13 protein-coding genes are annotated in these 11751 nt (G+C 61.8%); 11 read left to right on the plus strand and 2 right to left on the minus strand.

The features are described 5' to 3' along the window. Positions 1–37: 37 nt before the first annotated feature. From ACQ4WM_RS14545 to ACQ4WM_RS14565, 5 genes are all read left to right on the plus strand, one after another. On the plus strand, positions 38–964 hold the full coding sequence (locus ACQ4WM_RS14545; RefSeq protein ID WP_436547390.1) for a Gfo/Idh/MocA family protein: 927 nt from the start codon (positions 38–40) through the stop codon (positions 962–964). A gap of 66 nt (positions 965–1030) precedes the next feature. After that, positions 1031–1606 carry a DJ-1/PfpI family protein gene (locus tag ACQ4WM_RS14550; RefSeq protein WP_436547391.1) on the plus strand — a complete coding sequence of 192 codons (576 nt, stop codon included), beginning with the start codon at positions 1031–1033 and terminating at the stop codon, positions 1604–1606. Between the two features lie 239 nt (positions 1607–1845). Further along, on the plus strand, positions 1846–2619 hold the full coding sequence (locus ACQ4WM_RS14555; RefSeq protein ID WP_436547392.1) for a ferredoxin--NADP reductase: 774 nt from the start codon (positions 1846–1848) through the stop codon (positions 2617–2619). A 175-nt stretch (positions 2620–2794) separates the two neighbouring features. Next, positions 2795–4129: a S41 family peptidase gene (locus ACQ4WM_RS14560; RefSeq protein WP_436547393.1), complete on the plus strand. Its 1335-nt coding sequence runs from the start codon at positions 2795–2797 to the stop codon at positions 4127–4129. A 244-nt stretch (positions 4130–4373) separates the two neighbouring features. Further along, positions 4374–4622, plus strand: coding sequence for a DUF3297 family protein (locus ACQ4WM_RS14565; RefSeq protein ID WP_065308447.1), 249 nt, complete (start codon positions 4374–4376; stop codon positions 4620–4622). 82 nt (positions 4623–4704) lie between these two features. Here the strand turns inward: ACQ4WM_RS14565 and ACQ4WM_RS14570 are convergent, their stop codons facing one another. Together ACQ4WM_RS14570 and ACQ4WM_RS14575 are read right to left on the minus strand one after the other, a co-directional pair. Beyond that, positions 4705–5466, minus strand: coding sequence for a glutaminyl-peptide cyclotransferase (locus tag ACQ4WM_RS14570; protein ID WP_436547394.1), 762 nt, complete (start codon positions 5464–5466; stop codon positions 4705–4707). Positions 5467–5536: 70 nt separating this feature from the next. Continuing rightward, the gene (locus ACQ4WM_RS14575) at positions 5537–6454 is read right to left on the minus strand and encodes a LysR family transcriptional regulator (RefSeq protein WP_436547395.1); all 918 of its coding nucleotides are present in this window, start codon (positions 6452–6454) and stop codon (positions 5537–5539) included. Between the two features lie 98 nt (positions 6455–6552). Here ACQ4WM_RS14575 and ACQ4WM_RS14580 point away from each other — a divergent pair, with 98 nt between their 5' ends. The 6 genes from ACQ4WM_RS14580 (at position 6553) to ACQ4WM_RS14605 (ending at position 11738) form a co-directional block, all read left to right on the plus strand. Then, positions 6553–7014, plus strand: coding sequence for a CidA/LrgA family protein (locus ACQ4WM_RS14580; protein WP_436547396.1), 462 nt, complete (start codon positions 6553–6555; stop codon positions 7012–7014). After that, entirely contained in the window at positions 7011–7700 is a 690-nt protein-coding gene (locus ACQ4WM_RS14585) for an LrgB family protein (RefSeq protein ID WP_436547397.1), read from the plus strand. The genes ACQ4WM_RS14580 and ACQ4WM_RS14585 overlap by 4 nt, the downstream gene beginning before the upstream one ends. 63 nt (positions 7701–7763) lie before the next feature. Next, complete coding sequence (gene mnmH, locus ACQ4WM_RS14590) at positions 7764–8834, plus strand: tRNA 2-selenouridine(34) synthase MnmH (protein WP_436547398.1); 1071 nt, start codon at positions 7764–7766, stop codon at positions 8832–8834. 23 nt (positions 8835–8857) lie between these two features. Beyond that, positions 8858–9913, plus strand: coding sequence for a selenide, water dikinase SelD (gene selD, locus ACQ4WM_RS14595; RefSeq protein WP_436547399.1), 1056 nt, complete (start codon positions 8858–8860; stop codon positions 9911–9913). Between the two features lie 23 nt (positions 9914–9936). After that, positions 9937–10803: a putative selenate ABC transporter substrate-binding protein gene (locus ACQ4WM_RS14600; protein WP_436547400.1), complete on the plus strand. Its 867-nt coding sequence runs from the start codon at positions 9937–9939 to the stop codon at positions 10801–10803. Between the two features lie 122 nt (positions 10804–10925). Next, the gene (locus tag ACQ4WM_RS14605; protein ID WP_436547401.1) at positions 10926–11738 is read left to right on the plus strand and encodes a phosphonate ABC transporter ATP-binding protein; all 813 of its coding nucleotides are present in this window, start codon (positions 10926–10928) and stop codon (positions 11736–11738) included. Positions 11739–11751 lie beyond the last annotated feature (13 nt).

An 11751-nucleotide genomic window follows, 5' to 3' on the forward strand; every position in this document is an offset into this window, starting at 1 on the left:
ATTGCGGCTCCTGTGTGACCTAGAAGAAAGAGAAATAATGTCAGCTATCAAACTGGGCATAGTCGGCGTCGGCAAGATTGCCACCGACCAGCATTTGCCCGCCATCGCCGCCAATGGCGACTTTCAACTGCTGGCCTCGGCCAGCCGCAACGCCACCATTCCGGGCTTGCCAGGCTTCACATCCATCGACGAGATGCTGGCGCAGCAGCCAGACATCGAAGCCGTGGCCCTGTGCATGCCGCCGCAGCACCGCTACCAGGCGGCGCGCGCCGCGCTGTTGGCAGGCAAGCATGTGTTTATGGAAAAGCCGCCCGGCGCCACCCTGTCGGAAGTGGAAGACCTGGACAAGCTGGCCCAGTCCAAGGGCGTGACGCTGTTTGCCAGCTGGCACTCGCGCCATGCGCCGGCGGTACAGGTGATCAAGGCCTTTCTGGCCAAGCATGCGCCACACCAGGTGCAGGTAATCTGGAAAGAAGACGTGCGCCACTGGCATCCGGGCCAGGAATGGATCTGGGAAGCGGGCGGCCTGGGCGTGTTCGATCCGGGCATTAACGCCCTGTCGATCGTCACTGAAATTTTGCCGAACGCAATGTTCCTCAAATCGGGCGTGCTGGAGTTCCCGGCCAACCGTGACGCACCGATTGCCGCCGACCTGCGCTTTACCGACGCCAACGGCCTGGACGTGCACGCCGAATTCGACTGGCGCCAGACCGGCAAGCAAAGCTGGGACATCATCATCACCACCGAAGCCGGTGTGCTGCGCATGGCCGATGGCGGCGCCAAACTGTGGCTGGACGACGTGGCGCAGGAACTGGGCGACGAAGGCGAATACCCTTCGCTGTACCGCCATTTCGCCGGCCTGGTACAGAACGGCAAGTCCGACGTCGACCTGTCGCCGCTGCGCCATGTGGCCGACGCTTTCATGCTGGGCAAGCGCAAGGTGGTCGACGCGTTTGAAAGCTGATCGCTGCTGACAGGAACTGACAGGCGCGCGGCTTATCATATCAATCTGACGTCACAGGAGATTCGTATGCCGCGCGCCATTACCATTCTTACCGAACAATTTGCCGACTGGGAAACCGGTCTGTTCAATGCCAGCGCCCGCCTGTATTACGGCTTCGACACACGCTTTGCCACCCCGCAAGGAAAACCCGTGCTGTCGTCGGGCGGCATGCTGGTCACGCCGCAGCTGGCAATCGACGATATTGATCTCGATGGCCTTGACGTGCTGCTGCTGTGCGGCGGCCCTGCCTGGCAAGGCGCCGGCGCGCCTGATATCAAAGCCCTGCTGCGCGAGGCGCAGCGGCGCCAGGTGGTGCTGGCCGGCATCTGCGATGGCACGCGCGTGCTGGCGCAGGCGGGCCTGCTGGACCATGTCCGCCATACCTCGAATTCGGCCGACAATCTGGCCTCCATCGACACCTATGCCGGCGCGGCGCTGTACCAGGACGTGCCGCATGCGGTGGCGGACGGGCGCGTGATCACGGCGCCCGGCACCGCGCCGGTGACATTTACAGCCGCCGTGCTGGCGTCGCTGGGCATTGCAGACGATGGTCTCAAGAACTATCTGGCGCTGCATGCAGCCGAACACGGCCGGCAAGGATAAACGCCAAAACTGCCCCAGATCAAGATTTTCGCCCTGCCCATTGCCCGATTTTCCCGCTTTTGCAGCCGGATCTTGCCATCGGCACTATAATGTCGGCACCGCGTGCGGCGACGTTGGCGGCGATAGACGGTAACAATTTCGCGTGGAGGCCGTTACAATAGAGCTTGCCCCACGCAGGATGTCACTTTTTGCCAGCAGTTGCCAGCACCTAACCATTTTTTGACCAGCAAACAAATACTATGAGTTCGATGAATGAAGAGCGCGTTTTAAGCGTGCACCACTGGACGGATACCCTGTTTTCCTTTACGACGACGCGCGATCCTTCGTTGCGTTTCTCGAACGGCCATTTCACGATGATCGGCCTGCGCGTCGATGGCAAGCCGTTGCTGCGCGCCTACAGTATCGCCAGCGCCAATTACGAAGAGCACCTGGAGTTCTTCAGCATCAAGGTACCGGGCGGCCCGCTGACGTCGCGCCTGCAGCACCTGCAAGTGGGCGACACCGTCATCGTCGGCCGCAAACCGACCGGCACCCTGGTGTCCGACTACCTGTTGCCGGGCAAGCGCCTGTACATGCTGTCGACCGGCACCGGACTGGCGCCCTTCCTGTCCATCGTGCGCGATCCGGACATCTACGAACGCTTCGACCAATTGATTCTCGTGCACGGTGTGCGCAAAGTTGACGAACTGGCCTACCACGACCTGCTGGTCGAACACCTGCCGAAGGATGAGTTCCTGGGCGAAATGGTGACCGACAAGCTGCGCTACTACCCGACAGTCACCCGCGAAGAGTACCGCAACATGGGCCGCATCACGTCCCTGATCGAAAGCGGCAAGCTGTTCGAAGACCTGGGCGTGCCTGGGCTGGACCCGGCCGTCGACCGCGTGATGATCTGCGGCAGCTCCGACATGCTGCGCGACTTGAAGGAAATGCTGGAAGAGCGCGGCTTCAAGGAAGGCAATACCTCCACGCCTGGCGACTTTGTTGTCGAGCGCGCGTTCGCCGAGAAGTAATCTTTCTGATTCTTCCAGGGGCCTGGCATTGCCGTACGCGGCGACGCCGGGCCCCTGGCGTTTTCAGCCGTGATTATTGCCGTCTGTCACCTCCATACCACAGGCTGTCGCATGCCCTGCCTGCCGGCACCCAGCATCCCTTAGAATCGAATCTCTTTCCAACCGGATATCGATCATGACCGTTTTGCAACGCCTGGGTGTTTTCCTGCTGCTGTTGTTCACCAGTCCAGGCTTGCGTGCCCAGGACGAGCCCTTGCTCACGCCCGATCAATTGCGCACCGATTTGCGCTTTATTCAGGAGAGCATCGCCGCAACTCACCCAGAACCGGGATTTTCCGCCGATGATGCGCAATTGCGGCAAGCGTATCGACAACTCGACGCGCAACTGCAGAAACCGATGACGCGCGATGCGGCCTGGCGCTTGCTGTCCACGCTCAACCCGGTATATGCCGACGCCCACCTGGCCATCACGCAGCCCGACCCGTACGGCCAGAGCGCCGCCCACCTGAAGGCGGGCGGCACGTTTTTTCCTTACGAAATGGTGGCCGACGCCGCCGGCACGCTGCGTATCCGGGCCGCACTGGGTGGCGACGCCTCGCCACTGGCCGGCGCCCGTGTCGAGCAGATCAACGGCGTGCCGGCCAGCCGCATCGTGGCGCAGATGCTCGAACGCCTGCACGGCGACACGCCAGCATTTCGCGCCGACCTGCTGTCGACCCGCTGGCCCTTCTTTTACTGGAAGATGTTTGGCGGCTCGGCCCGATACGCGCTGCTGCTGGCAGACGGCCGGCAGTTGCGCGTACCGGCCGCCGATACCATGCCGGCCTGGCTACAGGGACGCAACAGTGCAAAAAAACAATTCCATTTCGAACAGCTGGCCGCCGGCGCCGCGCTGCTGACTATCAACACCTTTGCCTGGCCCGACAAACGCCAATTCACCGAGTTTACCGAGGGTGCCTTTCGCCGCATGCGGGAAAACGGCGTCAGCAAGCTGATCATCGACATACGCGCGAATGGCGGTGGCAATGACGACATGTGGATAGACGGCGTGCTGCCCTACCTGGCGGACAAACCTTACCGCTGGGCCTCAACCTACCGCAAGAAAGTCATCAAGGGTCGCGAGAGCGCAAGCGAAAAGCTCGGTGACATCGTCGATGGCGAAATCGGCAACTGGCAGCAGCCGCAGCCAGATAACCCCTTGCGCTTCCAGGGCACGACGTATGTGCTGGTGGGCCGTAATACGTATTCATCGGCCGTCCTGTTTGCCAACGTGATGCAGGATTTTCATTTTGCCAGGCTGGTCGGTGCAGCCAGCCATGTGCGCGCGCGCCAAAGCGGCGGCACGCAGAACTTCAAGCTGCCCAACAGCGGGCTGGAACTGGGCGTGCCACGCCTGATCCTCCAGCGCCCATCCGGCATCGCCAGCCCGGTACTGCTACAACTCGATATTATGCTGCCGGATGACCCGTTCGCGCCGCGCTCGCTGGTCGAGGCCGTGCAGGCCTTGTAAGCTAGTTCGGCGCCAGCGACTTCAAACGCTCGACCGCGTGCGACCGGCGCTTCAAGATCGACAGCACCGAAAAACGCCGCCAGCGCGCCGATATTGCCGCGCCCGCCATCGATCCCGGCGCCGATGCCTGGCAGCACGGCAAGGCCTTCCAACTGCAGGACCCGACCGCCGCGCATCGCTAGTGCCGGGGTGATGATGACTGCGCCGGTTGTCGGGAACGGCTTTCTGGGCGATAATTCGATCCATGAACGATACTACTACCTTACCCCCATTGCCCGATCGCCTGTCGATCGACCCCAGCAGCCCTTATCACGTCGCCGCCGTGTTTGAAAACGACGTGGGCATCAAGTTCAACGACAAGGAACGCCTCGATGTCGAAGAATATTGCATCAGCGAACGCTGGATCAAGGTTGCCTCGACCAAGTCGCTCGACCGCCGCGGGCGCCCGCTGCAAATCAAGCTGAAAGGCAAGGTCGAAGCGTTCTACCGCTGATTCTTGGCCATATAGTTGCAAAAAAGGCCGATCCGATCGGCCTTTTTTTCGTTCGCCCGACAGGCACCGGGTGCCCAGTTGATCAATGCCGCTGGATCTCGATCAGCTCGATCTCGAACAGCTTGGGCCACAGCTTGCCGGTGACAAACAAGCGCTTGCCGTGCTTGTCCCAGGCGATGCCGTTCAGCACCGCGTCCGGGTTTTCGGTGCCGCGCTGAGCTGGCGGCAGCAAGCCCGTCAGGTCGATCCAGCCCACCACCTTGCCGCTGTTTGGATCGATGCGGGCGATTACGTCGGCGCCCCAGACATTGGCAAACAGCTGGCCGTCGACCATTTCCAGTTCGTTCAACCGCTCTATGGGCTTGCCTTCTGCCTTGACGTCGAAGCGGCGCACTTCCGCCAGAGTTTTCGGGTCCAGCACGCGGATGGCGGCGCTGCCGTCGCTCATGTAGACATATTTTGCGTCGCTGGCCAGGCCCCAGCCTTCGCCCTTGTAGGCGAACTTGCGCTTGAGCTTGAAGGTTTTCTGGTCAAACACATAGCCGGTCTGCGTGGTCCAGGTCAGCGCCATGATCTCGTCGCCCACGTCGGTAATGCCTTCCCCGAAAACACTCTGGTCCAGCATTTCGCGCTGCAACACCCTGCCCGTCTTCAGGTCGACCTTGCGCAGCGAGGACTGGCCGTTCTGGCCTGTGCTTTCATACAAGTGGCCGTCCTTGAACAGCAAGCCCTGGGTGAAGGCGCGCGGATCGTGCGGATAGGTATTTTTGACCAGAAAGCCATACACGGGGATGGCGGCCTGGGCATACGCCATCCCGACGGTGCATGCCAAACCCAGCAGCATGGAAGTGGTGATACGCCTGAGTTTGCTTGTGACGGTGGTGTTCATGTTCGGGTGGAATGGTTGCGGTCGCCTATTGTAATCGCACTGCGGGGGCAGCATCATCGATATGCGCGCGCACCAGGTCCAGCCAGGCGCGTGCAGCAAACGACAAGCGCCCGGCGCGGCGCCAGGCCAGCATCAGATTCCATTCCACCGGTGGGTCCGCCAGCGGCACGATGGCAAACTGGCTGGGGTCCAGGGTGTCGCAGAACATCTTCGGCAGCAAACATACGCCCACGCGCAATCGCACCAGCGAGGCGATAAAGTCCCATTGGCCGCTGCGGCTGGTAATGCGCGGCACGAAACCGGCATGCTGGCAGGCATCGAGCACGATCTCGTTCAAGGCAAACGCGTCGCCATAGAATACAAACGGGCTGTCCGCCAGCTCCGCCAGGGCCACCGCACTTCGTCCTTGCCAGGGTGAGTCGGGTGGTGCCAGCAAGCACAAGGGCGAGCGCACCAGCGGCAGCGATTCGAATTCCTGCCAGCTGGCGGCATTGCCCGGATAGTCGAGCATGGTGCCCAGCTCGATGCTGCCCTTGCGCAAGTCGCGTTCGACCGCCTGGGTGCCGCATTCGACCATTTTCAGCTCGACGCCCGGATAGCGCTGGTGATACTCGGCCAGCCAGGGGGCGATCACCGTATGCGTTTGCGGCGACACGCCCACGCGCAGCTCGCCCCGTTCGAGGTGTTGCAGGTCGCGCAGCTCGACCTTCAGCTGCGCATGCAGGGCCAGCAATTCATGCGCGCGCAACAGCACCACCTTGCCCGCGTCGGTCAGCGTGAACCGCTTGCCTACCCTGTCGAGCAGGGCCAGGTCCAGTGACTGCTCCAGCTGCGCGATCATCTTGCTGACCGTGGGTTGCGTCACATGCAGCTTGCTGGCCGCGAGGGTAAAGCTGTTTTGTTCCACCACTTCCACGAAGTAGCGCAGCGAACGGATGTCCATCTTGCATTCCAATATCGAATGAACTTCATAAGTTTAAGTCATTTTATCTTTTAATCGGGCCAACCTACAATGCAATCTTCTGCCATTGAAAGCCCGCCATGCCCGCCAGCTTCTCCACTTCTGCCCTGCCCCAAGCCAGCATACCGGCCTGGCGCCGCCCGGCGCAGACCCTATGGCAAGTGGGCATATTGATTGCTGCCTGGTGGGCAGCCGACAGGGCTGCTGCCGCTTTGCATTTGCCATTTTCTGGCGGCGTGGTGGGCCTGTTCGTGCTGGTGGCGCTGCTTGCCAGTGGCCGGGTCAAGCCTGCCGCGATCGAACTGGGCGCCAACTGGCTGCTGGCCAATATGCTGCTGTTCTTTATTCCACTGGTGGTTTCGATCGTGCAATTTACCGACCTGATCAAGGCCAAGGGTCTGATTCTGCTGCTCGACATCGGCCTGGGCTTTGCCTGCGTGCTGCTGGCGACCGCGTTCACGGTGGAATGGGTATGCCGTTATGAACGCAGCCTGCGCCTTAAAAAACTGCTGCGCCGGCGCGCGGCAAGGATGGCCACATGAATACGCTGGCCCTGTCGCTGCTGTTCCTGCTGCTGACCCTGGTGCTGTTCTATGCCAACCAGGCCCTGCACCGGCGCCACCCGCACTTTTTGCTCACACCAGCGATCTGCACCTCGGCCATCCTGATTATCATCGTGCAAGCCACGGCCACGCCCTTCAGTACCTATTTTGGCGAAACGCGCTGGCTGCCCTGGCTGCTGGGTCCCGCCACCGTTGCGTTTGCGCTGCCGATTTTCCAGGAACGCCAGCTGATCCGCAAGCACTGGCTGGCCCTGTCGCTGGGCAGTTGCGCCGGCATCGTGGCGTCCATCGCCGCCACCTTGTTGCTGGACCGCTTGCTGGGCGTGCATGGCGATATGGCGCGCAGCCTGCTGGCGCGCTCCGTCTCCACGCCATTTGCGCTGGAGGCGTCACGCCAGTTGAAAGGCTCGGCCCAGCTGACGGGCATCTTTGTGGTGATGACAGGGCTGTTCGGCCTGATGCTGGGCAAGCCGCTGCTGAAACTGCTGCCGCTGCGTATGCGTATTGCCCGTGGCGCTCCGTATGGCGCGGCCGCGCACGGCTTTGGCCTGTCGGTAGCGCGCAGGGTGGGTACGGAAGAAGGCGCGGTGGCCAGCCTGACGATGATTTTCTCGGGTGTGGTAACGGTGCTGCTGGCGCCAGCGATAGCGCACCTGCTCGGTTGAGCGTACACGCCACAGGCGGTTATCGGGGATAATACGGCTTTACCAATTGCCGGCACCGCCACGATGAAATACCCCGCAGTCCTGCCCTTCGCCGAGATCCTGCCGCAGCTGAGCCAGTTTGACGCCATCATCGACGTGCGCAGCCCGTCCGAATTTGCCGAGGATCATCTGCCCGGTGCCATCAACCTGCCGGTGCTCGATGACGAGCAACGGATCAAGGTCGGCACCTTGTACAAGCAGACCAGCGCGTTCGAGGCGAAAAAGCTGGGGGCAGCGCTGATCGCGAAAAATATCGCCCACCATATCGAAACACACTTTCTTGGCCATCCGCAATGGTGGAGACCGCTCGTGTATTGCTGGCGCGGCGGCAACCGCAGCGGCGCCATGGCGCATATCCTGGCGCGCATCGGTTGGCCAGCGGTCCAGCTCGACGGTGGCTACAAGGAGTACCGCCGCCATGTGAATGCCGAGCTGGCCACCCTGCCAGCCGCTTTCGAGTTCATCAATGTGCTATGCGGCCCCACTGGCAGCGGCAAGAGCCGCTTGCTGCAAGTTCTGGACAGCCATGGCGCGCAGGTGATCGACCTGGAACAACTGGCGGCCCACCGCGGCTCGGTGCTGGGCGGCTTGCCGGAAGCGGAGCAACCATCGCAAAAAGCGTTTGAAAGTGGCCTGTGGCAGCAGCTACGCCATTTTGACGCCGCCAAACCCGTGTTTATCGAGTCCGAAAGCAAAAAGGTCGGCCGCCTGCGCGTGCCCGACGCGCTGATGGACAAGATGCGCGCCGCCGAGTGTACCGCCGTGCAACTGTCGACCAGCCACCGCGTGCAATTGCTGATGCAAGACTATGAACACTTTGTTGGCGACCCTGAAAAACTCAATGTGCAGCTGGCCCTGCTGACGCAGCTGCATGGCCGCGAAAAAATCGCTCACTGGCAGCAACTGGCGCTGGCGGGGCGCATGAGCGAGCTGGTCGAGGAATTGCTGGTCCAGCACTATGATCCCGGCTACCTGCAGTCGATCAAGCGCAACTTCCGCCGCTACCAACAATCATCGACGCTGGTGCTGCCCGATATCTCCGATGCTGCTTTCAAGCAAGCTGCGCTCAGCTTGTGTACTATCGTCAATAACTAACACCCACATCAGCAGGAACTCCCATGTCCGACAGCATTGCAGAACCGATACGATTGACTGAATTTGCCCATGGCGGCGGCTGTGGCTGCAAGATCGCGCCGGGCGTGCTGGCCGATATCCTGAAAGGCAGCGGCGGTTTTCCGATTCCCAAAGCGCTGCTGGTCGGCATCGAAACGGCCGATGACGCCGCCGTCTACCAGCTCAACGACGAACAGGCGCTGATCGCCACCACCGATTTCTTTATGCCCATCGTCGACGATCCGTTCGACTTTGGCCGCATTGCCGCCACCAACGCCATTTCCGATGTCTACGCCATGGGCGGCACGCCGATCATGGCGCTGGCCCTGGTCGGCATGCCGATCAACAAGTTGCCGGTGGAAACAATCGGCCTGATTTTAAAAGGCGGCGAAACCGTCTGCGCCCAGGCCGGCATTCCGATCGCTGGCGGCCATACCATCGATTCGGTCGAGCCGATCTACGGCCTGGTCGTGCTGGGCCTGGTCCATCCGTCACAAGTCAAGCGCAACGCGAGCGCGCGCGCCGGCGACAAGCTGGTGCTGGGCAAACCGATTGGCGTGGGCATTTTGTCGGCGGCCCTGAAAAAACAGGCGCTCGATGCCGACGGCTACGCGGCCATGATAGACAACACCACCAAATTGAATACACCAGGCAAGAAACTGGCCTTGCTCGACGGCGTGCATGCGCTGACCGACGTGACCGGCTTTGGCCTGCTGGGCCATACGCTGGAACTGGCGCGCGGGGCCGGCTTGAAGGCGCGCATCGCGCTCGCCGACGTGCCGTTGATGGCGCAAGTGCGCCAACTGGCCGAGCAAGGCAATATCACCGGGGCCTCAGGGCGCAACTGGCAGGGTTATGGCGCGCAAGTGCAGCTGGATCCGTCCCTGAGCGCGGTGGACCAGGCCATCCTGACCGACCCGCAAACGGCCGGCCCGCTGCTGGTATCATGCGCGCCCGAAGCAGTCGAGCAGGTGCTGGCGATTTTCCGCGCCGAAGGTTTTGCGCAAGCCACAGTGATCGGCGAAATGCAGGCAGGCAGTACTGGCGTTTCCGTATTTTAATAAACAACACAAAAGGTAATCGCATGACAACGTTCTCCAAATTCCCCGCCATCCTGGCCACCGTCGCCGCCACCCTGGCCATCCACAGCGGCATCGCCCAGGCACAGCAAGTGCTGCGCGTGTCGGCCATTCCCGACGAAGCACCGACCGAATTGCAGCGCAAGTTCAAGCCACTGGGCAGCTACCTGGAGAAAAAACTGGGCATGAAGGTGGAATTTACGCCAGTGACCGATTATGCAGCGTCCGTCGAAGGCCTGATCAACCATAAACTGGACATGGTCTGGTTCGGCGGCTTTACCTTCGTGCAGGCAAACGTGCGCAGCGGCGGCAAGATCGTGCCGCTGGTACAGCGCGAGGAAGACACCAAGTTCCGCTCGGTGTTCGTTACCACCAGCAAGGACATCAACACCCTGGCCGACCTGAAAGGCAAGAATTTCACGTTTGGTTCCGAGTCGTCGACCTCGGGCCACCTGATGCCGCGCTACTACCTGCTGGCCGCCAAGATCAATCCTGACACCGACATGAAGCGCATCGCGTTTTCCGGCGCGCATGACGCCACCGTGGCGGCCGTGGCCGGCGGCAAGGTCGATGCGGGCACCTTGAATATTTCGGTGTGGGAAAAGCTGGTCGAAACGAAAAAAGTCGACCCTGCCAAAGTGCGCGTGTTCTACACCACGCCCGGCTACTACGATTACAACTGGAGCGTGCGCTCGGACATGAACCCGGTCGTGCGCCAGAAGCTGACCGACGCCTTCCTGGCGCTGGACCCGTCCACGCCTGAAGGCAAGGAAATCCTGGAACTGCAGCGCGCCACCAAGTTTATTCCAACCAAGGCCGAGAACTACAAGGATATCGAAGCGGCTGCGCGTGATGCGAAGTTGTTGAAATAACTCTTGGCCCGCAGCAAAAATCCGGGGTCAGTCGCTTTGCGATCGAAATACGTCCCATTGGGACGTATTTCCCCGGCGGGTCTGACCCCAGCTCTCCGCTGCATTCCATTACATCAATCTGCATGACATTCCAACTTCATAACATCAGCGTCCATCACGCGGGCGCGGCCGGCAATGCGCTGGCGCTGCGCGAACTCAGCCTGGACGTGGCGCAAGGTGAGCAGATCGCCCTGATCGGCCCCTCGGGCGCCGGCAAGACCAGCTTGCTCCATACGCTCGCCTGCGCCTTGCAGCCCGCGTCCGGCAAGCTGGCCGTGCTGGGCGCCTCGCCATGGCAACTGTCGAGCTCCGCACGCCATGCCTTGCGCGCTCGGCTGTTCCTGGCACCGCAGACTCCCCCGCTGCCGCCGCGCCAGCGCGTGGTCAACGCGGTGCTGGCCGGGCGGCTGCCGCAATGGAGCTTGTGGACCGCCCTGCGTTCGCTGGTGGCGCCGCTAGCCCCGCGCGCCGCCTGGGAAGCGCTGGGCCGGTTCAATCTGCAAGACAAGCTGTATGCACGTGTCGACCGCCTGTCCGGCGGCGAACGCCAGCGCTGCGGTATGGCGCGCGCGCTGGTATCGAACGCGGAAGTGTTCCTGGTCGATGAACCGTTGTCGGCGCTCGACCCGACCCTGGCCGTGCAGACCATCGCCGTCTTGCAGGAAGAAGCCACGGCGCGCAACGCGACGCTGATCTGCAGCCTGCACCAGGTGGACATCGCGCGTGCTTGTTTCCCGCGCATTATCGGCCTGCGCGATGGGCAAGTGGTTTTCGACGCCCCCGCCACGCAAGTGTCCGACGCGATGGTCGCCGCGCTGTATCAAAACAAGCCCGATCCCGCGCCAGTATTCGATGCGGTCGCGGAAAACCTCGAGGCGGCGAGGCCCCATTGCTGACGCCGGCAAAACC

This window comes from Janthinobacterium longum, from assembly GCF_051380735.1.
In the GTDB taxonomy this organism is placed as follows: Bacteria; Pseudomonadota; Gammaproteobacteria; order Burkholderiales; family Burkholderiaceae_D; genus Janthinobacterium.

Coding starts and splice junctions, on each gene's coding strand:
- ACQ4WM_RS14570 (WP_436547394.1), bottom strand. CDS start 5,466: ATGCTGCTGGGTTTGGCATGCACCGTCGGGATGGCGTATGCCCAGGCC.
- ACQ4WM_RS14565 (WP_065308447.1), top strand. CDS start 4,374: ATGAACGATACTACTACCTTACCCCCATTGCCCGATCGCCTGTCGATC.
- ACQ4WM_RS14600 (WP_436547400.1), top strand. CDS start 9,937: ATGACAACGTTCTCCAAATTCCCCGCCATCCTGGCCACCGTCGCCGCC.
- ACQ4WM_RS14555 (WP_436547392.1), top strand. CDS start 1,846: ATGAGTTCGATGAATGAAGAGCGCGTTTTAAGCGTGCACCACTGGACG.
- ACQ4WM_RS14585 (WP_436547397.1), top strand. CDS start 7,011: ATGAATACGCTGGCCCTGTCGCTGCTGTTCCTGCTGCTGACCCTGGTG.
- ACQ4WM_RS14575 (WP_436547395.1), bottom strand. CDS start 6,454: ATGGACATCCGTTCGCTGCGCTACTTCGTGGAAGTGGTGGAACAAAAC.
- ACQ4WM_RS14545 (WP_436547390.1), top strand. CDS start 38: ATGTCAGCTATCAAACTGGGCATAGTCGGCGTCGGCAAGATTGCCACC.
- selD (WP_436547399.1), top strand. CDS start 8,858: ATGTCCGACAGCATTGCAGAACCGATACGATTGACTGAATTTGCCCAT.
- ACQ4WM_RS14550 (WP_436547391.1), top strand. CDS start 1,031: ATGCCGCGCGCCATTACCATTCTTACCGAACAATTTGCCGACTGGGAA.
- mnmH (WP_436547398.1), top strand. CDS start 7,764: ATGAAATACCCCGCAGTCCTGCCCTTCGCCGAGATCCTGCCGCAGCTG.
- ACQ4WM_RS14560 (WP_436547393.1), top strand. CDS start 2,795: ATGACCGTTTTGCAACGCCTGGGTGTTTTCCTGCTGCTGTTGTTCACC.
- ACQ4WM_RS14605 (WP_436547401.1), top strand. CDS start 10,926: ATGACATTCCAACTTCATAACATCAGCGTCCATCACGCGGGCGCGGCC.
- ACQ4WM_RS14580 (WP_436547396.1), top strand. CDS start 6,553: ATGCCCGCCAGCTTCTCCACTTCTGCCCTGCCCCAAGCCAGCATACCG.